At 58.4% G+C, this 19,676-nt stretch carries 16 protein-coding genes and 1 tRNA gene; 10 read left to right on the top strand and 7 right to left on the bottom strand.

The window, feature by feature from the left end; genetic code table 11:
• Positions 1-112 precede the first annotated feature (112 nt).
• The gene (gene cpdR / locus PB2503_RS00795) at positions 113-475 is read left to right on the top strand and encodes a cell cycle two-component system response regulator CpdR (RefSeq protein WP_013299311.1); all 363 of its coding nucleotides are present in this window, start codon (positions 113-115) and stop codon (positions 473-475) included.
• Between the two features lie 83 nt (positions 476-558).
• Positions 559-633, top strand: a tRNA-Val gene (locus PB2503_RS00790).
• A gap of 103 nt (positions 634-736) precedes the next feature.
• Here PB2503_RS00790 and PB2503_RS00785 read toward each other — a convergent pair.
• Complete coding sequence (locus tag PB2503_RS00785) at positions 737-1,948, bottom strand: PucR family transcriptional regulator (protein ID WP_013299310.1); 1,212 nt, start codon at positions 1,946-1,948, stop codon at positions 737-739.
• Between the two features lie 88 nt (positions 1,949-2,036).
• Here PB2503_RS00785 and PB2503_RS00780 point away from each other — a divergent pair, with 88 nt between their 5' ends.
• Positions 2,037-3,539, top strand: coding sequence for a flavin-containing monooxygenase (locus tag PB2503_RS00780; RefSeq protein WP_013299309.1), 1,503 nt, complete (start codon positions 2,037-2,039; stop codon positions 3,537-3,539).
• Between the two features lie 211 nt (positions 3,540-3,750).
• Here the strand turns inward: PB2503_RS00780 and PB2503_RS00775 are convergent, their stop codons facing one another.
• Positions 3,751-5,328, bottom strand: a complete 1,578-nt coding sequence (locus PB2503_RS00775) for a flavin-containing monooxygenase (protein ID WP_013299308.1) — start codon at positions 5,326-5,328, stop codon at positions 3,751-3,753.
• Between the two features lie 220 nt (positions 5,329-5,548).
• On the opposite strand from PB2503_RS00775, the gene PB2503_RS00770 reads away from it, so the two are divergent.
• The 3 genes from PB2503_RS00770 (at position 5,549) to PB2503_RS00760 (ending at position 10,879) form a co-directional block, all read left to right on the top strand.
• Entirely contained in the window at positions 5,549-6,823 is a 1,275-nt protein-coding gene (locus PB2503_RS00770) for an acyl-CoA dehydrogenase family protein (RefSeq protein WP_013299307.1), read from the top strand.
• Between the two features lie 189 nt (positions 6,824-7,012).
• Entirely contained in the window at positions 7,013-7,735 is a 723-nt protein-coding gene (locus PB2503_RS13625) for a response regulator (protein ID WP_013299306.1), read from the top strand.
• Between the two features lie 9 nt (positions 7,736-7,744).
• The gene (locus tag PB2503_RS00760; protein WP_013299305.1) at positions 7,745-10,879 is read left to right on the top strand and encodes a PAS domain-containing protein; all 3,135 of its coding nucleotides are present in this window, start codon (positions 7,745-7,747) and stop codon (positions 10,877-10,879) included.
• Positions 10,880-11,123: 244 nt separating this feature from the next.
• On the opposite strand, the gene PB2503_RS00755 is transcribed toward PB2503_RS00760, so the two are convergent.
• Positions 11,124-12,077, bottom strand: a complete 954-nt coding sequence (locus PB2503_RS00755; protein ID WP_158305809.1) for a GGDEF domain-containing response regulator — start codon at positions 12,075-12,077, stop codon at positions 11,124-11,126.
• Between the two features lie 126 nt (positions 12,078-12,203).
• Positions 12,204-12,788 (bottom strand): PilZ domain-containing protein, encoded by a 585-nt coding sequence (locus PB2503_RS00750; protein WP_013299303.1) that lies wholly within the window; start codon positions 12,786-12,788, stop codon positions 12,204-12,206.
• A gap of 193 nt (positions 12,789-12,981) precedes the next feature.
• Between PB2503_RS00750 and proS the strand changes: the two genes are divergently transcribed.
• The 4 genes from proS to PB2503_RS00730 all read left to right on the top strand — a co-directional run bounded on the left by proS (position 12,982) and on the right by PB2503_RS00730 (position 17,243).
• On the top strand, positions 12,982-14,322 hold the full coding sequence (gene proS, locus PB2503_RS00745) for a proline--tRNA ligase (protein ID WP_013299302.1): 1,341 nt from the start codon (positions 12,982-12,984) through the stop codon (positions 14,320-14,322).
• 67 nt (positions 14,323-14,389) lie between these two features.
• Positions 14,390-15,025 carry a glutathione S-transferase family protein gene (locus PB2503_RS00740; protein WP_013299301.1) on the top strand — a complete coding sequence of 212 codons (636 nt, stop codon included), beginning with the start codon at positions 14,390-14,392 and terminating at the stop codon, positions 15,023-15,025.
• A 116-nt stretch (positions 15,026-15,141) separates the two neighbouring features.
• Positions 15,142-16,122 carry a malate dehydrogenase gene (locus PB2503_RS00735; protein WP_013299300.1) on the top strand — a complete coding sequence of 327 codons (981 nt, stop codon included), beginning with the start codon at positions 15,142-15,144 and terminating at the stop codon, positions 16,120-16,122.
• A gap of 173 nt (positions 16,123-16,295) precedes the next feature.
• Positions 16,296-17,243, top strand: a complete 948-nt coding sequence (locus PB2503_RS00730; protein WP_013299299.1) for a fumarylacetoacetate hydrolase family protein — start codon at positions 16,296-16,298, stop codon at positions 17,241-17,243.
• A 70-nt stretch (positions 17,244-17,313) separates the two neighbouring features.
• On the opposite strand, the gene PB2503_RS00725 is transcribed toward PB2503_RS00730, so the two are convergent.
• From PB2503_RS00725 to PB2503_RS14640, 3 genes are all read right to left on the bottom strand, one after another.
• Positions 17,314-17,865, bottom strand: a complete 552-nt coding sequence (locus PB2503_RS00725; protein WP_013299298.1) for a glutathione peroxidase — start codon at positions 17,863-17,865, stop codon at positions 17,314-17,316.
• A 15-nt stretch (positions 17,866-17,880) separates the two neighbouring features.
• Positions 17,881-19,368 carry a phosphomannomutase/phosphoglucomutase gene (locus tag PB2503_RS00720; protein WP_041535064.1) on the bottom strand — a complete coding sequence of 496 codons (1,488 nt, stop codon included), beginning with the start codon at positions 19,366-19,368 and terminating at the stop codon, positions 17,881-17,883.
• Between the two features lie 95 nt (positions 19,369-19,463).
• Complete coding sequence (locus PB2503_RS14640; RefSeq protein ID WP_013299296.1) at positions 19,464-19,610, bottom strand: hypothetical protein; 147 nt, start codon at positions 19,608-19,610, stop codon at positions 19,464-19,466.
• Positions 19,611-19,676: the final 66 nt, after the last annotated feature.

Genomic DNA, 19,676 nt, shown 5'->3' with positions numbered 1-19,676 from the left:
TGGCGCCGCCGAAATTTTTGCGATGGGCTACTCCGCTAGAATGATCTAAAGTAAGGTCACCTTAACGGCGTTTCCGCTATGAAGTGGCGAAGATTTTCTAAGGGGCGACGGTATGGCGGCCATTCTCTTGGCGGAAGATGATGACAGCATGCGGGGCTTCCTGAAGAAAGCCCTTGAAAAGGCTGGTCATATCGTTGTCGACGCCGCGCAAGGGGACGATGCGCTGAACGAGTTGCAGGTGCGCGAATTCGACCTTTTGCTGACAGATATCGTCATGCCGATCATGGACGGGATCGAACTGGCCCGTCGGGCCACCGACATTGATCCTGATATGAAGATCATGTTCATCACCGGTTTTGCGGCCGTGGCCCTGAACCCGGCCAACAAGGCCCCCGCCGAGGCAAAGGTGCTGTCCAAGCCCTTCCATCTCAGAGATTTGGTGAACGAAGTCGATCGGATGCTCGCCGCGGCCTAAGTCGCCCTTGGCCGAAAATCCGATCGAGCAATGATCCTTTGCCGTTGCGGCGCCGCGCTGCGTCGCCTATTACCCCACGCTCAGGGCGTATAGCTCAGCGGTAGAGCGCTACCTTCACACGGTAGATGTCCCAAGTTCGATCCTTGGTACGCCCACCATACTTCCAATGAATGGCCGGCCCCGATCTTACGGGCGCTCCGGCTCATATGAAAAAGCCGCCGATATCGGTTCCTGTCCCGGGCCGCGCGCTTTCCCAACAGCTCACGCCGCGGCGGATCCGTCGCGGCGTCGCCAATGGAGCGCCTCTAGGGCTGCTGCCACTTCAATCCGCGCTTCGGAGAGGGGGCGGGGAAGCAAATCCTCGGCCCCTTCCAAATGGCGCATCAAGGTATTCCGATGAATGGCGAGGGCCTCTGCGGTACGGCTGACATTCTCACCATGAAGAAAATAGGCCCTCAGGGATTGGGCGAAATGGGGGGGAGCCGTTGAAAGAGGCCCGAGGACTTCCTCAAGAAACTGATCCCGCAGGGCCGAATTCGTCCCCATGAGCGCGGCGAGTCGGGTGTCTTCATAAGTGGCTATTCGCCGGTCACCTGGGCCCTCGGCAATAAGGCGCTCGGCGGTTCGCGCATCAAGGTGGCTGCGCCGAAACCCCTCCACCCCGGACAGGACAGGTCCGATCGCCACATAGACCGTCTCGGGCCGGAGAGAGGCCAACATCTTGCTGTCGATCTTGTCGGTGAACCAGAGCCACAACCGCGATTTGTCCTCGTCGATCCGAAGAATGGATTTCCCCGGGGTCAGTGTGGTCAGCCTGGTGGCGAAATCCGCAAGGATGTCCGGATCTCCCTCCATCCGGTCAATCCAAAAGATGACCGCCTGATGACGTTGGTCTAGGCGATAGCCAAGACGGCGCGCGGCCAGGGGGGCATCGAACGTTTCGCCCTCCAATAGCCGCTCGACCAGGACCCGCCGTTGGGCAGGGGACCCTTGGGCTGCGTCTTCGAGGCCTTTGGCATTCTCAATGCGAATTGCCCGCGCGGTTTCTTCCACAAAGGACGAGATCGACCGCAAGGAATGGTCGAGAACGGCCTTCAATTCCTCGGGATCGTCAGTCAGCTCAAAGACGACCTCCATCCAAATCATGAAGGCCGCGTTCTGGCCGGCTCTGAACGCTTCGAGGGCCGTTTCCCCTAGACCCACCCGGGCGTTTTCGTGGACCGAGCGAAGGATCTCCGGAGAGAGATTGGGCTCGGGGATTTTTTCCGGCGCCTGAAATGCCCGGTTGAGCCAGTAATCCATGTTCAGCCTGTTGGCGAGACGAATTTGGGCAACCAGCAGGGGGTCTTGCGTTTGGTCGATGGCGTTGAGGACCGCATCGTCGATCATTTTCAGGCTCTTATCAGGGTTCAGCCGGGCCCGCGTGGCCGCTTCCCGCATCAAATAGGCGAGACGATCGGGAGTGATGGGCATTTTGCGTCTCTTTCGTCGTCAATCTGGGCATTTTGCCACTCACTCTGTCCGAAGGGGCGAGGTAATCAAAGGGCAGGAGGAAAGAAAAATGTCAGTTACCCCCATTCATAAGAAACAAATCTATGACGTGCTGATTTTTGGGGCCGGTGTCTCAGGGATCGGCTGTGCCGCCACGCTTCGGCAGAAAAGTCCCGAAAAGACCTGGACCATCCTAGAGATGCGGCACGATCTTGGCGGCACCTGGGACCTCTTCAAATATCCCGGCATCCGCTCGGACAGCGACCTTTATACATTCAGCTATGAGTTCAAGCCGTGGGACCGCAAACGGTCGATCGCCCGGGGCGACGAGATCAAGGATTATCTCGACGACACCGCCAAGGAATTTGACGTCAAGGACCATATTCAATTCCATACCAAGATCCTGTCCTGTTCCTGGGACTCCCAACAAGCTCTGTGGACCGTCCGTGTCGAGAATACAAAGACCGGCGAGCAAAGCGATGTTTTCGGACGGTGGATATTCTCAGGGACCGGATATTACGACTACGACAAGGGCTATCGGCCTTCCTTCCCCAATGAAGACGCCTATAAAGGCGAGATCATTCATCCCCAGCATTGGCCCGAAGATCTCGACTATAGCGGCAAACGGATCGCGGTGATCGGCTCGGGGGCAACGGCGGTGACACTCCTTCCCTCCCTTGCCGAAAAAGCCGCTCATGTGATCCAGGTTCAGCGGACGCCCACCTATGTGTTGCCTGTGCCGCAAGTCGATCCCTGGCAGTATCTATTCAGGCCCTTTGTCTCGAAGAATACGCTCCACCGGTTGATGCGGGCGAAAAATATTCTCCGGCAGAAACTTCTTTGGGGGGCAAGCCGACGTTTTCCGCGCATGATGCGTCAATTCATCCGCCTTGTGAACAAGGTCTATCTGCCAAGCCACTATCCCGTGGATACGCATTTCAACCCCCCTTATGATCCGTGGGATCAGCGTCTCTGTGCCGTTCCTGACGGCGACCTCTACAAATCATTGAGAAAAGGGGAATGCTCAATCGTCACGGGAACGATCGCTCGGTTTACTGAAAAAGGGATCGAGATGAGTTCGGGTGAGACAGTCGAGGCCGATATCATCGTGACCGCCACCGGATTGAATATCAAACTTCTGGGGGGCGTGACCTACACCGTGGACGGTGAAGAAATCGATTGGTCGCAGCGGGTCGTCTTTAAGGGGATGATGTATAACGGAATCCCGAATTTCGTGATGGCGCTCGGCTATACCCAATCCTCCTGGACGCTTAAGGTTGGCCTTCTTTGCGAATATCTTTGCCGCCTGTTCGCGGAGATGGATCGTCGGGGGATGGCGGTGTGTACCCCGGAATTGCCCGATCGTCCCATGGAGTTGCGGCCGCTCCTCGATTTTGGTGCTGGATATGTTCGGCGGGCGATCGACAAGATGCCCCGACAGGGGGATGCCTTCCCATGGGAGATGACCTTCAATTACAGTGAGGATGCAGAGATGATGAAGGAGGGCGAAGTCGTCGCACCTGAACTTCGCCTCTCGCCCTTGCCTGAGGCGTTGGCCTACGCCGCAGAATAATAGGCGGCGCGTTCGTCCTAAAGACTGATACTTCCTCCCCCCACTGGTCCGCTGAGAGATGATCTCTTGGCGGACCTTTTTTGTCGTTGAGGTCGTTTTAGCCCTGGGCGGTGCGCCCAGGAATATGGGGCTGGCGGATACAAAAAACCGCCCGGCGCGGTGCGCCGGGCGGCAAGTCGGGAGGATCGAATGATCCCCTAGGAGAAGTGTGTTACTCCGCCGCCTGGAGTTCGGGGGCGGTGGCTGAAGGTGTCCGAGGTTGAAAAGGCTTTAGCTGATCGGGGCTCGGATCGAATTTGACGGCTTCGTCTCCCTTCATGCCTTCGCGGGTAGACTTGATATCTTTCTTGAAGTCCTGATGGACAACCCAGGGCTCTTCCGCCCCTTGTCGCGGCAGACGCTCAAGCGCCCGCTGGACATACCCGGAGGTGAGGTCGAGCAGTGGCGATTCTTTCCCCATATCGCTCAATGGAATGGCGGCAACACGTTGGTGGCCGCCGGCCTTGGCCCGCCCGATGACCGATGCCGCCAGCTGGGCGGTCAGATCCACCTTCAAGGTCCAGGAGGCATTTACATAGCCGATGGCCAGGAAGAAGTTCGGCACACCATCCAGCATCATCCCCCGGTAAACGAAGTGATCGGCCGGATCGATGGGGCGCCCATCCACGGACAGGTCGATATCCCCGAACATTTTCACATTGAGGCCGGTGGCGCTGACGACGATATCTGCATCAAGATGGTCACCCGATTTGAGCTGAATGCCGGTCTCGTCGAACCGCTCAATATGGTCGGTGACCACCTTTGCCTTGCCCTTGCGAAGGGTTTTGAACAATTTCGCGTCCGGGTCGAGGCAAAGCCGTTGATCCCAAGGATTGTATTTCGGCGTGAAATGCGGGTCGACCGAAACATTTTTACCCAAAAGGGATTGGGCCCGACGCTGAAGGATGTTCCGGATCAGCCCCGGAAACGCCTTGGAGGCCTTGTAAAAGGTATCGCCGAGGAAATGGCTCCGCCAGCGCTCAATCTTGTTACCAAGATTGCGGCCGAACACCGCGCGAAGGGCACGGGCCGGGGCCGCGGAACTCGGCATCGCGATCACATAGGTGGGGGAGCGTTGCAGCATCGTCACCTCTGCGCCCTCGTCCGCCATGGCGGGGACCAGGGTGATGGCGGTGGCGCCGCTGCCGATGATGACGGCCTTTTTGTCTTTCAGCGGCAGATCCTCCGGCCAGTGCTGGGGATGGATCATCTGTCCGCCGAAGGACTCAAGGCCCGGGAAGTCTGGGGTATAGCCGCTGCCATAATCGTAATAGCCGGTCCCGAGATAGATATAGCGCCCCTTGACGGTGCGTTCGGTTCCCGCCGCGTTGACGATCTTTACGGTCCAGAGATTTTCCTCGGACGACCAGGCCGCGCTTTTGACATATGTCTGAAACTCGATGCGCGGATAAATCCCGTTTTCCCGCGCCGTGTCCTCGAGATAATCACGGATCTCATATCCCGATCCAATCAGCGATTTCTCCTCCCACGGGCGGAAGGGAAAGGCGAGGGTGGACATCTCACTGTCGCAGCGAATGCCGGGATATTTGAACAGGTCCCAGGTGCCGCCCAGACGCTCCCGCCCCTCGAAGATTTTGTAGGTCAGGGTCGGATCGGATTCGGTCAGACGATAGGCGGCATTAATGCCGGAAATCCCCGCCCCGACAATCACCACATCATATTGGCCTTCATCGCCTTCGGGCCGCCCGCCGCCGGGCTCTTGTGGGCTCGGAAATGCACTACCGTCCATGGGACTCCCTTTCATTCATTCTGTTCAATGACCGTCTGATGCGGCCATTATAACGCGCGCTAATACAGCCTGACATAGCCACAAGGCCCTGCCAAGGCCTAGGCTCCTCGGACTATTGCGAAGTTGACGCCAACTGGCGAGGGTCGCCGACATATCCCAAGAAGAGTTAGAAGAAGAGATCACCTCTCCCGATCCCTCACCACTGCTGGAGACGCCCAAAATGACCGACACCCCCTCCCTCTACAGCTTTTCCGCCCGCGATGACATGCACGATCTGCGTATGTCCGAAGCGGCCTTGCCGCTGCTGGAGAAGGTCAAGAGCTTTATCGGTGAAATCGTCGATCCCATGTCGGAAGCTTTTGAAAAAGCAGGACAAAATAGGCCAGACCGCTGGGCCTATACGGACGAGCAGCTCGCCCTTTTGGAGGGGGCGAAGGACGAAGCCAAAGCCCGCGGCCTGTGGAATTTCTTCCTGCCCGATGCGGCGACGGGGGAGGGGCTCTCCAATCTCGATTACGCCTATATCGCCATCGAGCTTGGCAAGAATTTCCTCGCCTCAGAGACCATGAATTGTTCGGCGCCGGACACCGGCAATATGGAAGTGCTGGAGCGGGTCGGGACAGCTGAGCAAAAAGCGCAGTGGTTGACCCCCCTGCTTGAGGGGAAAATCCGTTCCTGCTTTGGGATGACCGAGCCCGGCCAGGCCTCCTCCGATGCACGCAATATTTCGACGCGGGCGGAGCTGGACGGCGATGAGTGGGTCATCAATGGCGAGAAATACTGGATCTCGGGGGCCGGCGATCCTCGGTGTAAAGTCATGATCTGCATGGTCAAAACCTCCCCGGAGGCGCCCCCCCACCAGCAGCAGAGCCAGATCCTGGTGCCAATGGAGGCAGGCGGCCTCGAGATCGTCGGGCCAATGACCGTCTTTGGTCACGACGACGCCCCCCATGGCCACATGCATATCAGGCTCAAGGATGTACGTGTCCCAAAAGAGAACATGTTGCTCGGTGAGGGGCGGGGGTTTGAGATCTCCCAGCTTCGTTTGGGCCCCGGCCGTATCCACCACTGCATGCGGGCCATCGGTCAGGCCGAAAAGGCGCTCGAATTGATGGTGCGGCGCGGGGTGACTCGGGAAGCCTTTGGAAAGCCCCTGATCAAACTGGGGAAGAACCTCGAAATCGTCTCCCGCGCGCGCATCGATATCGAAGCCATGCGGCTCATCGTCCTGAAAGCGGCCAGGGCCATGGATGTGCAAGGCAATCGAGAGGCGCGGGTGTGGATTTCCATGGCGAAAGCGATGGTCCCGGAAACCGTATGCCGGATTTTGGACGAGGCCATTCAACTCCATGGCGGGACGGGGGTGTCCGACTGGACCCCCCTGGCCGGGATGTACGCAGCGGCGCGTACCTTGCGCTTTGCGGACGGTCCCGATGAGGTCCATCATATGGTCGTCGGCCGCGCTGAGACGATGTCGACGATGGGGGCGACATAACGCGAGCGCCCCTCGCGGGAGGGCGCGGCCCGTCTTGCTCTATCGCGGTCTCTGTCGCGGTGCGCGCGCCTCCTGGGCGCTATGGTTGACAGAGGTTGAGCGAATTTTTTCTGATCGTACGACTACTTAACCGTCCACAAGCATTCTCTCGCTAAGTCATTGTGACAGCTGTCTAAGGTGGGCGGGAACGTGGTCGAGCCGGTACGAAATCAGAAAAGAAAAAACACCGCCGCCGCGACCCGTCAGGTGACGGTCTCGATTGACCATGCCGAGGACCAAATGGTGCTCGAAACGGTGTTTTTGCAGGCGAGCGCGCCGGTTCCCTCTCGTCCTGCGCTCGCCCCTGTGTCGTCGGCTGAGATCACAGAGCACCGTCCCTATGCGTTGGCGCCGCAGGAAACCTTCCCCGTCGCGCCCCTATCGACGGTCTTCGTCATCGACGATGATGAACTCGATATCTTAATGTACGAACGGGTCTTTCAGCGGTCAGCTGCGGTTGAGCGTGCCGTTAATTTCTCCTTCGCCCAAAGTGCTCTTGAGGTGTTGGATAGCGGCGAACGGCCTGAGTTGATCTTTCTGGATATCAATATGCCGGGCATGTCCGGCTTTGATTTCCTCCGCGCAATCGAGGACTCGCCGACCCTCGATCTTGAGATGTTCCCCACGGTGATCATGTCGACCTCCGACCTCGCCGAGGATCGCGAACAAGCTCGGTCGTTTGACAATGTCATCGCCTATTTCACCAAACCGCCCTGTGTCTCAATGATCCGTCTTTTGACCTGCTGTACCCGAGCCTCTCGAGAAGAGCGGGAGGCGCTCAGCAATGTGCTGTTCTCAAAGCGAAGTGTGATTGATCTCCGGGCGGTCGAAGACGCGATACAACAGCTGCTTGGCCCTTCAACGACGGCCTAGGAGCATTTGATGTCTAACACGGTTGTCGATTTCGGTCAGTGGCTGTCCGAGCACAATCAGTCGGAGAGATCTCTCCCCCGCTGTGCCGTGCTTCATTGCACGGCGGATTGCGATCAGGTCCTCGCAGCGGGGAACTGGCTCGATCTCATTGGGCACGATCTGAAGCTGGGACTTTCGCTGACAGAATTTTGCAGCCGCTATGTCCATGAAGAGGACGGCGCGATCCTGCAGCAATTGGCCGGGGAGGGCAAAAAGTCCTGCGGCAGGGTCGTTCGCCTGCGTCAACAGGACGGCCGTTGGCGGCCGCTACATACGACCGCGACCACCCTTAAGCCCTCGGAGGAGGGCATGCCGGCCGTTCTCAGCTTCGCTTTTGTCGAGACGGTGGTGGATAAAAGCGTCATCGACGATTTGTCGCTGCAACGACGCTTGTTGGAGCTGGTCGAGAAATATTCACGGGTCGGACACTGGCATGTCGATCTCCAATCTGGGTCGGTATTCTGGTCTGACGAAGTTTGCCGGATACATGGGGTCCCACCGGGCTATCACCCCAGCCTGTCCGAAGGGATCGACTTTTACCATCCCGAGGATCGCGATCGCGTCGACGCCTATGTGCGTGAGGCGCAGCGAAAGGGAAAACCGTTTGCCTTCGACCTTCGTATCATTCGTCGGGACGGCGAGGTGCGGGTCGTTCGCAGCCGCGGTATCTGTACAACGGATGCGGAGGACAGGGCCACGGGGATGTTCGGTACGTTCCAGGATGTCACCGAAGACGTAGCGCACCAGCAGCAACTCAAAGCCACAAGCGTTCTTCTCGAAACCATTCTCGACGCTAATCACAATGGCTATTGGGAATGGTTCATCGCCGAGGAAGTGGAGGAAACGTCCGATCAGTTCTGGCGTCTCATCGGCTATGGCGGGGAGGAAGATGCCGCCAGACCGTCCTCCTGGCGGGCCTTGCTTGACCGCACAACCTTGGCCCAGGTTGATGAGGCGTTTGCTGATTATTTGCGTCATTGTACCGGCAAGTCGTTTTCTGTGGAAATTCCCTTTCCGCATAAGGAGGGGCATACGGTCTGGATCCTGCGCCAGGGGAAAGTGGTTGACTGGACGCCCGATGGGGCGCCTCGCCGGGCGGTGGGAACCTTCACGGATATCTCGGACGAAGTCGAAAACCGTAGAAAGGTCGCATGGCTCGAAACCCGGTTCGAATTGGCGTCGCAAGCAGCCAAAGTCGGCATTTGGGAAGTTGATCCTGCTACGCATCAGGTGAAATGGTCGGACCATCTCCTCCCTCTATTGGGCGAAGCGCCGGGCGCCTGTGATCCGATCACGCGGCTTCACCCCGTCGATCGGGCTGCCTTTGACCGCTTTGTCGATCGCCTGAAAATGGGGGAGGGGGAAGAGACCCTGATCTGCCGGTTCCAGCGGACGGACGGCACCTATGCCGATATCAAATTGACGGGCGGCCGGGTCGAAAAAGAGCAATATATCGTGTTCGCCGGCACCTTTCAGGATGTTACCGAAAGCCTCAGGACCGAGCGGACCAAGAACGATTTATGGACGACACTGAAATCCGAGACGCTCGACTTCCCGCAAAAGATGCGCTGTCTTCTCAAACAGGCCTCGGATTACCTCGGATTAGAAACGGGGATTATCAGCCATATTGACGGCCCGAATTATCGGGTGGTCGAGGCCGTGACTACGGGGGAGGCGATCCCCCAAGGAAGCCTCCTCCCCTTTGAGACCACCTATTGTTACCACACCTACAATAAGACCGAGGTTGTGGCCTATCACAAGGCCGGTGAAACGAGCCTTCAATCTCATCCCTGTTATCAGATCCATGGCCTTGAGAGCTATATTGGCTGTGCACTGATTGTCGATGGCGTGCGATTTGGGACGATCAATTTCTCCTCCCACGACGCGCGCGGCGGCCCGTTCACCCAGCCGGAGCGAGATCTGGTCGCACTTTTGGCCCAATGGGTGGGATATGAGATTGGCCTTCATCAATCGATGGAGGCACTGCGGGAAAGCCAGCAGCGCTTCGAGCTCGCGGCAAAGGGGTCGAGTGTCGGCATTTGGGAGTTCAAACTGGCGCAACCGAACGAGATTTGGTGTTCGGAGCACTTTCTTGAGAATCTGGGACTGCCGACATATCCTCGAGAGCTCAAGCGGACCGATTTTCATGATCTCATCCATCCCAATGATTTGGAGATGGCCCGATCTGCCTTGAACAATCACTTGGAGTTCGGCCAGCCCTTCTCGATCGAGTACAGGCTTCGCCACGCTACCAAAGGCTATCAGTGGATGATGACCACCGGTCAGGCACAGTGGGACGAGTGCGGAAAACCCATTCGCGTGATTGGGTCGACCACCAACATCAATCGTCGTCGTCTTATGGAAGATGAGATCCGTAAACGCACAAAATGGCTCGAACAAACCAATCAGGATCTCGATCATTTCGCGTATATCGCGTCCCATGATTTGCGCGCACCGCTTCGCGGGATGGATAATGTCGCCCAGTGGATCGAAGAAGATCTTGAGAACGGACAGATCGACGATGCCAAGGGAAAATTATTGCTCCTCCGCGGCCGCGTCGGGCGCATGAACCGCCTTCTCACCGATGTTCTTGCGTATTCGAGGGCGGGTAAGTTGGACGGCGATCCCGAGCCTGTCGATATGGGGACGATGTTAGCGGACATCGCGACCTGGACGACGGAGGGGACATCGGCCCGTGTTGAATGGGGGGAGGGATTGCCGGTCATCGAAACAATCCCGACACTAATCGAACAAATCTTCACGAACCTCATCGGGAATGCGATCAAGCATCACGATGGCACCGACCCAACCGTCACGGTCAACTATCTGGACGAAGGCGAGCAGCATCATTTCATCGTCGAAGACGATGGCCCCGGAGTCCCGCAAAGCGTACAGCCTCGCATTTTCAAGATGTTCCAGACCTTTGGTCAGCCTGGCACGACGGAGAAGAGCAGCGGCATCGGGCTCGCGATCGTCAAGAAGCTGGTGGAAAGCGTTGGGGGACATTTGTGGATCCTGTCGCCGGTGACCGATCGCGGGTCGGCCTTTCACGTCACTTTGCCCAAGGTGATGATCCAAAGGCGGTCGACTGCCGAGGTCCATTAACCCTCCGACCAATTGCGCCGGGCCACAGCGCCTTTGCGCTGCCGGCTTGTCTTGAGCCATCGCCTCCCCCCTTCAGTGGTCAAAAGCGCAAAAAAAAGGCGGCTCCGAAGAGCCGCAGAGGGGGGAGAGAGGAGGAGAGAACTAAGAGCCATTTCACGTCAATCGGCGGCGCGAAATATCTCCAAGTCTTTTTTGAGAATATTTTCTTGGTACGAACCGTTTCCCAAATCGTATTGAAAATGCTCTAGTTGTCGATTTTCTTTGCCGCCACACGAGAGCTTGCTTTGAATTCGTACATTTCGATGTCGGCGCGCTTGATGACCGCCAGCAGGTCTTCTTGATCCTTGGGAGATGTCAGCGTTCCGCCGATGCTGACCGTATAGGGAATGACCTGTCCCCTATAATTGAACCCGCCGCCGATATTATCAAAGATTGCCTGCCGGACGCGATCAAGCTCATCCTTGTTCTGAAGGCTTTCCAGTACGACGATAAATTCGTCCCCTCCGAGGCGGGCCACGACATCGCTTTCCCGTACGGAGTCGAGGAGAACACTGGCGAAATGCTTGAGCAAGTCGTCGCCGGCATCGTGACCGTAATGGTCATTGATCGTTTTAAACCGGTCGAGATCGGCGATCATCAAGCCGGCATCCTTGCCAGAGCGCTCGGTCCGCGCAAGGGACCGGTTCCACCGTTCGTAGAGATGCGCCCGATTGGCCAAGCCGGTGAGCCCGTCATAATAGGCGCGCATCGTCAATTCGGTCTCTTTGGCCTTTCGCTGTATGGCGTATTCAATGGTTCGTTGGAGAGTGCGATTGTCGAGCTGTGATTTGGGAATGTAGTCCTGGGCGCCGAGGCGGAGAGCTTCGGTCGCGGTGTCGATATCTTCATCTCCCGTCAAGACGACGATTGGCGTATCGCTGCTCGATCGGACGATGTCCTGCACGGTTTCGAGTCCCTTGCTGTCGATGACGTTCATGTCGACAAGGGCCACCGAGAAGACTTCTCGGGATAGGTGACGAATCGATTCCTGCACGGAGGAGGCGACGGTCACTTGATATTTTCGGGTGCAGAATTTCTCTAGCAGCTCACGGGTGACGGCGGCGTCGAAACCGTCATCTTCCAGGACGAGTGCGCGAGGAGCGGATCGTTGCTGATCGGAATTAGGGATCGATGTCGGCTTTGGGGCGCTCCGGGACATCGTTAGCATATCATTGTGCATCACTCGCTCCATGAGAGGTCTGCTGGTGCAGGCTATGGCACCGACTAGGCGCCTGTTATGATTTGTATCACTTCGAACTGAACAACTCTCTAAAGCTGCAAATTTTTAGGCCAACGACCTTTGTGCGAATTTTGGAATGCTTTGCCAGTATTGGGAAAATTCCACCGCATATCCATCGTTCAGGTGACGGACCACTGTGGCTTCGAGCCGTCCATGGACGATGACCGTCGCCCCTAAAAAGGGACGCCGTTCGCTCTCGACGATGGCGCCCAGGATCGAAAAATCGCGCAATTTACAGGCTTCCTCCCGCCCATCCTCGTAGCGGATGGGGGAGGTGGCGCGGGCGAGGGTCGGCGAGGCCAGTCCGCTACCGCGTCGTTGGTTGAGCGCAAAGGCAAGGATCTTTCTTGCGATCCGTCGCGTCTTTTCCTTGGTGAACTTGAACACCAGCGCAAAGCCGTCGGAGAGGTGACGGACAACCTCAGCTTCGAGGCGCCCCAAGGCATCGACATAGACGATCAAGGGGACGCCCAATCGCGGGCGGGAGGGCGATTTGAGCGCAAGGCCGCTCAGTGACACATTGGTCACCAGCGCCTGGCTCTCCCCATATTCTGGGAGAAGGAAACGCGCCGCTGACCGAAGCGGCAAGCGGCGATGGGAGCGACGGTCTTCGGGGGCAGCATGGGTCATAAGCCTAGCATAGTCGAAGAGTCTTACTGAGTGCCTTAACTATGATCGGTGACTTAGTCTGCGCTTTGTGAAGAAGAAACGTTAACGCCCCTCGCCCGCCAAGGGCCGTTATGGCTTGACCCCCCTTATATGTGTGCCCCAGGGAGCAGGGCTAACCTCGTCTTATTCGTCCAAGAGAAGATCCGCCGGCAAGATGAAGCTGTCCCGTACATATTTGCCTTTGTTAAAGGAAACGCCGGCCGAAGCGGTGATCGCCTCGCATCGTCTGATGCTGCGATCAGGTATGGTCCGCCAGCAGGCGGCCGGGATCTATGCCTGGCTGCCCCTCGGTCTGAAAGTCTTGAAGAAGGTGGAGGCGATCGTCCGCGAAGAACAGGAGCGGGCAGGGGTGGCGGAATTGCTCATGCCGACCATCCAGCCGGCCAGCCTGTGGCACCAATCGGGCCGGTACGATGCCTATGGGCCGGAAATGCTGCGGCTGAAGGATCGCCACGGTCGGGACATGCTCTACGGACCGACCAATGAGGAGATGATCACCGAATTGGTTCGTGCCGGGATCAAGTCCTACAAGGAATTGCCCAAGACCCTCTTCCATATTCAATGGAAATTTCGCGACGAGGTGAGGCCGCGTTTCGGCGTCATGCGGGGGCGAGAGTTCCTGATGAAAGACGCCTACAGCTTTGACCTTTCTCCCGAGGCCGCGCGGCGCAGCTATTTGCGCTTTTTCGCCGCCTATCTTCGGACCTTCGCGCGACTGGGGGTCAAGGCGATTCCCGTGCGTGCCGATACCGGCCCGATCGGGGGGAAATTGTCCCATGAATTCGTTGTCCTCGCCGAGACCGGCGAAAGCGAGGTCTTCACCGCCAAAGGTCTGGTGGAGAAGACCCCACCGCCGACGAGCTTAGATTATGACGGCGATCTTGAGCCCTTGTTCGCCGAATGGACTGGCACCTATGCCGCGACGGATGAAATGCATGACGAGGCCGCCTTCCTCGCCCTGCCGGAAGACCAACGCTTGCAAGCGCGGGGGATTGAGGTCGGCCACATCTTCTATTTCGGCACAAAATATTCAGAGCCGATGCAATTCGCGGTGGAGGGACCGGACGGTCGGGCCTTTGTGGAGATGGGGTCCTACGGTATCGGCGTTTCTAGGCTGGTGGGGGCCTTGATCGAGGCCCATCACGACGACCAGGGGTGCCGGTGGCCTGTCCCCGTGGCGCCCTATGAGGTCGGCCTCGTCAATTTGAAGACGGGGCATGACGGCACCGATGGGGCCTGTCACCGCCTTTACGATGAAGCCGTGGCGGCCGGGCTTGATGTGCTGCTCGACGATTCGGGGGATCGGGCCGGGGAGAAGTTTGCGCGGATGGACCTGATCGGTCTGCCCCTGATCGTCACGATCGGCCCACGCGGCGTTGAGGCAGGGCAGGCGGAGGTCAAGGATCGTCGCACCGGCGCCAAGCAGGAGGTGCCGTTGACGGGGCTTGTCGACTATCTGCGCTCGGCCATTCTGCCCCAGCGACGTCTCGCCTGAGAGGACTGCGTTTTCCCCTTGATTCCGCGCCGACGAATGTGGACAAAGGGTGAACAAGGAGGGGGCGATGGCACTCGATTTTTACACGAACCCGATGTCGCGCGGTCAAATCGTCCGGTGGATGTTGGAGGAAAGCGGTCTTCCCTATGAGGAAAAGATCGTTGCGTACGGCCCTGAGATGAAGGGCGAAAATTATCGCCAAATCAATCCGATGGGAAAGGTTCCTGCCATCGTTCATGAGGGGAGGATCGTGACGGAATGCGCCGCCATTTGCGTCTATCTTGCGGAGATGGCGCAAGAGGCGGATCTCGCGCCGCATCCGGATGAGCGGGCGGACTATTATCGCTGGATCTTCTTTGCCGCGGGGCCGGTGGAGGCGGCGGTGACCACCCGCGCCATGGGGTTCTCCCCACAGCCCGATCAAGAAGTCATGGCCGGCTTTGGCAATTATGATCTCACAATGTCGGTCCTTGAGGGGGCCTTGAGCGGGCGCGACTATTTGTGTGGCGCGCGATTTACGGCCGCTGATGTCTATGTTGGGTCCCAGGTCGATTGGGGGCTGACCTTTGGCACGATCCCGTCGCGCCCGGCCTTCGACACTTATGCGGCCAGATTGAGGGACCGTCCGGCCTATAAGCGCGCCAAGGCGCGTGATCAGGCATTGATCGAAGCGCAAAATCAGGCCCAAGGCCCGCAAAACTGATCGAAGAGCCTTCGCAAGTCGATCACAATCGGCCAAAGGGCAGGGGACGATACCGGAGAGGGCCGCGCGACCGGGCGCTCCTTCTCCGCTGCCGCGATCGAGAAAGGACTTAAGATATGAAATCTCCCGTCACTGTGACTGTCACCGGGGCCGCAGGCCAAATCGGCTACGCGCTTCTCTTTCGCATCGCGTCGGGGGACATGCTGGGCAAGGATCAGCCCGTCATCCTCAATTTGCTCGAGATCACTCCCGCCATGGGCGCCCTCGAAGGGGTGGCGATGGAGCTCAATGATTGTGCCTTCCCGCTGCTGCAGGGGCTGAACCCAACGGATGATGCCGAACGGGCCTTCGATAAATGCGATTACGGTCTGCTGGTGGGCGCAATGCCGCGTAAGCAGGGCATGGAGCGCAAGGATCTCTTATCGGCGAATGGCGGCATCTTCGGGCCGCAGGGTAAGGCCCTGAACAAGGGGGCCAGCCGCGATGTGAAGGTTCTGGTGGTGGGGAACCCCGCCAATACCAACGCCTTGATCGCGTCCGCCAACGCGCCGGACCTCGACCCCTCCTGCTTCAATGCGATGATGCGTCTCGACCATAACCGGGCGATCAGCCAATTGGCGGAAAAAACCGGGGCCGCGACGACCGATATCAGTGGCGTGACCATTTGGGGGAACCACTCCTCGACCCAATTCCCCGACCTGTACCATGCGAAAGTCGGCGGCGCCGAAGCGCTCTCGAAAATCGACGAAGAGTGGTATAAGGATGATTTTATCCCGACCGTTCAGCAACGGGGCGCGGCGATCATCAAGGCACGGGGCGCATCCTCGGCGGCATCTGCGGCTTCGGCGGCGATCGACCATATGCGGAACTGGGCCCTCGGCACCGAAGGCAGCGAATGGGTGTCGATGGCGGTGCCGGCCGATGGATCCTACGGCATCGAGCCGGGGATCATGTTCGGCTATCCATGCACTTGCGCGAACGGCAAGTACGAGATCGTCCAAGGCCTCGATCTGAACGACTTTGCCAAAGAAAAAATAGCCGCGACGGAAGCCGAACTCCGCGAGGAGCGCGCCGCGGTTGAGCACCTCTTGAGCTGACCCCTCTCCCTTGAGGCGACCGGTAAGGGCCGGTCGCCGGGGCCTTAAGGGGCTTTTCGTCTGGGTCATGCTTGATCTTTGAGGGTCGGCTCTCTGGGAACCGGATCTCGAGAGGGCGGATCGTCATGGGGCGGCAATAGGCCCGTATCTGCCTTTCCGGGGGGGGCATTGTCATGGTGAAGATCAGACGACGGCATGGCCAATCTGGGTGGAATGGTCCCTCCCTTGTGCAGCGCTTTGAGGTCGCCGCTGAGGATGACGATCGTCAATCGGTATGGCGGGTTGCCGGTCGGGACGAAGTCCCAGACTGGCTTCTTTCCTTAGAGGCAAGCATGCCGCCGGCAGAGGGACGGCAATTGCCGTTTGCGCCGCGGTCTTTCCGCGATTGCATGCTGTTTCGTCAGCACTGGATCGACTCATCGCGGGGGTTCACCAAGCGGTTTCTGCCGCGCCTTTTCCCCCTGACCCAAATCTATGAGGCCATCACGCGGCACCCGTTTCCAGCGTTTACCCCAAGCCCGCTCTTTGAGCGGCAACCCCTGTTCTATTTCGGCAATCATTCCACGATCATCGCCAGCGGGACCCCGATTCCTTGGCCCAGATACGCCTCTGTCCTCGACTATGAACTGGAGCTCGGGGTGGTTCTCTCTGCACCGCTGTTAAATGCGAGCGTTGAGGACGCCCGGGCGGCCATTGGCGGCTTTGTCTTGGTCAATGATCTGACGTGCCGTAACGTTCAACGGGCGGAAATGCAGACGGGGCTTGGTCCGCAAAAAGCGAAGAGTTTTGGCAGTTCGATGTCGGACAGTTTGGTGACTTCCGAGGCAATCTGGCCGCAGATCGATCGATTGACCGGGCGGGTGGAGATCAATGGGGACATTGTCGCCGAGGTTTCAAGCGTCGGCATGGAACATAAGATCGACGAGGTTCTCGCCTATCTTTCCGTCGACGAACCGCTTTATCCGGGCGAGCTGATTGCCACCGGCACATTGCCCGGCGGGTCCGGCATGGAGAATGGCCGTACCTTGCGGGTGGGCGACCGCCTCCGGCTGGTCCTGGACGGGGTGGGGGAGGTCGAACATGACATTGGGCCGATGCGCGACGATGCGCTGACCGCCTAATGCTGCGAGGGGGGCGACCCTTTTAGGCTCTGGCTCTGCTGGTCTCAGGCAGAGGGCCCGGCCCATAGGGTCAAGCGGCCAGGGCCGCATCGATGGCCGAGATCAATGCGGGGTCATCGGGGGCTGTGGTCGGGACAAATCGTCCGATCACTTTGCCCTCTTTTCCGATAAGGAATTTCTCAAAATTCCAGAGCACTTCTGGGTCTTCGGTCGGCTCGGACCCAAAGGATCGCAATTTCGCGCGAAAGCCGTCCGCATCCCCCGTCTTGACCGGTTGCGCATCGGTCAATGCCGCATAAAGAGGATGCTTGCTGGGGCCGGTCACGACCGCTTTCGACAGAAGCGGAAAGTCGACATCATAGGTTGTCGCGCAAAAGGTCTGGATCTCTTCATCCGTCCCCGGCTCCTGCCCGGCAAAATCATTCGCCGGCACGCCCAGGATTACGAGCCCCTGATCCTTTTTGGCCTCATAAAGAGCCTGAAGCGCCGCATATTGCGGCGTGAGGCCGCATTTTGAGGCGACATTGACGATTAAAATAACTTTTCCGGCAAAATCGGCGAGGGACAGTGGGTCCCCCGCGATCGTCCGGAGCGGAATGCTGTCAAAGGGACGGTCGGTCACGGGGGCGATTGATCCTTATAATTTCTGATTGAAGGCGCCGATTTCGGGATAGCCGGCCATGACCTGCTCGATCTCCGCGAACATCTTGTTACGGTTCTCCTCCGAGACCGGACTTTCCACCACCACCACCAATTCGGGTTTGTTGGAGGAGGCACGGACCAGTCCCCAGGTCCCGTCTTCGACCGTGACGCGAACGCCGTTCACCGTATTGACGTCCGACACCTTCTGCCCGATCAGCTCTTTCTGGCCCTCAAAATGCGTGACGATTTTCTCGACGATGCCGTACTTTTTATCGTCGTCGCAATGCGGCGACATGGTGGGCGATTGGTAGGTCGTGGGCAGATCTTCGCGGAGCTCGGCCAGAGACTTCTCTGGGTTGTTGTCGAGCATTTTCAGAATGGCGATGGCGGCAACCAACCCATCATCATAGCCCCGGCCATAGGGCTCCCGGAAAAAGAAGTGCCCTGATTTCTCAAACCCCGCCATCGCATTGAGATCGGTCGTATGGCGCTTGATATAGCTATGGCCGGTCTTCCAATAATGCGTCGTGGCCCCTTGTTTCTGGAGCACCGGATCGGCGGTGAAGAGGCCGGTGGATTTCACATCCACCACGAAGACGGCATTATCGTGGCGGCTGGACAGATCTCTGGCCAGCATCACCCCAATCTTATCGGCGAAGATTTCTTCTCCGCGATTATCGACCACGCCGCAACGGTCGCCGTCGCCGTCGAAACCTAGCGCCAGATCCGCCTTATGCGTCAGAACGGCATCGCGCATGGCGTGCAGCATCTTCATGTCTTCGGGGTTCGGATTATATTTCGGGAAGGTATGATCAAGCTCGTCATCCATGGGGATGACCTCGACCCCCAGACGGGAGAGAGCCTCCGGTGCGAAGGCGCCCGCGGTCCCGTTACCACAGGCGGCGATCACTTTGAGGGGACGGGCAATTTTCACGTCCTTCACCAGGTCGGCGATATAGCGCTCGCGCACCCCTTCGACATAGCGATAACCGCCGCCTTCCCGAGCTTTCGTCTGGCCGCTGAGCACGATCTCTTTCAGTCGGCCCATTTCATCGGGACCAAAGGTGAGCGGTGCATCCACGCCCATTTTCACACCGGTCCAGCCATTTTCATTGTGGCTGGCTGTCACCATTGCGACGCAGGGAACGTCGAGGTCGAATTGCGCGAAATAGGCCATGGGCGAGACGGCCAGGCCAATATCGTGAACCCGTACGCCAGCCCCCATCAGCCCGACGATCAACGCTTGTTTGATCGAGGCGGAATAACTGCGAAAATCGTGCCCGACGACAATGTCAGGCCGTTTACCCAATTCATGGATGAGCGTCCCGAGGCCCGCGCCGAGAGACTGGATGCCGAGGAGGTTAATTTCCTTCTCGAAAAGCCACCGCGCATCATATTCGCGGAAGCCGGTGGCTTTGACCTTGGGCAAGGTCTCGTACTCGAAAGTATTAGGGGCGAGGTCGGCGAGAGGTTTCGGCAGCATGAGATCCTGCATTCAACTACGGTGCCAGACTACCCCCTTTACGGCGCGGCGCAAACAGACGGACGCCCAAAACTCGCCCCCGTGCCGTCAAATTGTCAGGACCGCCGCTTATAGAGGTCCTTGGTCGCCTGTTCGGTCAGCGCGATCTCGTCTTCCGTCCGCGCCCGCGTCCTTGCGACCCCATAAGCGAGACCGAGGGCTAAAATGACAGTCCCGGCAATGAAGGCAAATTCTAATGGCATTGTCGTCTCCGTCCATCGCTGGCTGGGGCACGCTTTTTTCTTGTCCCCGTCGAAAACTGATATTGA

Source organism: Parvularcula bermudensis HTCC2503, from assembly GCF_000152825.2.
Taxonomy (GTDB): Bacteria; Pseudomonadota; Alphaproteobacteria; order Caulobacterales; family Parvularculaceae; genus Parvularcula; species Parvularcula bermudensis.
This window is presented reverse-complemented; position numbering and strand designations above follow the sequence as displayed.

What these genes read in the sequence shown, in the direction of transcription:
- proS (WP_013299302.1), top strand. Translation starts at nt 12,982, where the DNA reads ATGAAGCTGTCCCGTACATATTTGCCTTTGTTAAAGGAAACGCCGGCC.
- PB2503_RS00775 (WP_013299308.1), bottom strand. Translation starts at nt 5,328, where the DNA reads ATGGACGGTAGTGCATTTCCGAGCCCACAAGAGCCCGGCGGCGGGCGG.
- PB2503_RS00785 (WP_013299310.1), bottom strand. Translation starts at nt 1,948, where the DNA reads ATGCCCATCACTCCCGATCGTCTCGCCTATTTGATGCGGGAAGCGGCC.
- PB2503_RS00750 (WP_013299303.1), bottom strand. Translation starts at nt 12,788, where the DNA reads ATGACCCATGCTGCCCCCGAAGACCGTCGCTCCCATCGCCGCTTGCCG.
- cpdR (WP_013299311.1), top strand. Translation starts at nt 113, where the DNA reads ATGGCGGCCATTCTCTTGGCGGAAGATGATGACAGCATGCGGGGCTTC.
- PB2503_RS00755 (WP_158305809.1), bottom strand. Translation starts at nt 12,077, where the DNA reads ATGTCCCGGAGCGCCCCAAAGCCGACATCGATCCCTAATTCCGATCAG.
- PB2503_RS00770 (WP_013299307.1), top strand. Translation starts at nt 5,549, where the DNA reads ATGACCGACACCCCCTCCCTCTACAGCTTTTCCGCCCGCGATGACATG.
- PB2503_RS00780 (WP_013299309.1), top strand. Translation starts at nt 2,037, where the DNA reads ATGTCAGTTACCCCCATTCATAAGAAACAAATCTATGACGTGCTGATT.
- PB2503_RS00760 (WP_013299305.1), top strand. Translation starts at nt 7,745, where the DNA reads ATGTCTAACACGGTTGTCGATTTCGGTCAGTGGCTGTCCGAGCACAAT.
- PB2503_RS00740 (WP_013299301.1), top strand. Translation starts at nt 14,390, where the DNA reads ATGGCACTCGATTTTTACACGAACCCGATGTCGCGCGGTCAAATCGTC.
- PB2503_RS00730 (WP_013299299.1), top strand. Translation starts at nt 16,296, where the DNA reads ATGGTGAAGATCAGACGACGGCATGGCCAATCTGGGTGGAATGGTCCC.
- PB2503_RS00720 (WP_041535064.1), bottom strand. Translation starts at nt 19,368, where the DNA reads ATGCTGCCGAAACCTCTCGCCGACCTCGCCCCTAATACTTTCGAGTAC.
- PB2503_RS00735 (WP_013299300.1), top strand. Translation starts at nt 15,142, where the DNA reads ATGAAATCTCCCGTCACTGTGACTGTCACCGGGGCCGCAGGCCAAATC.
- PB2503_RS14640 (WP_013299296.1), bottom strand. Translation starts at nt 19,610, where the DNA reads ATGCCATTAGAATTTGCCTTCATTGCCGGGACTGTCATTTTAGCCCTC.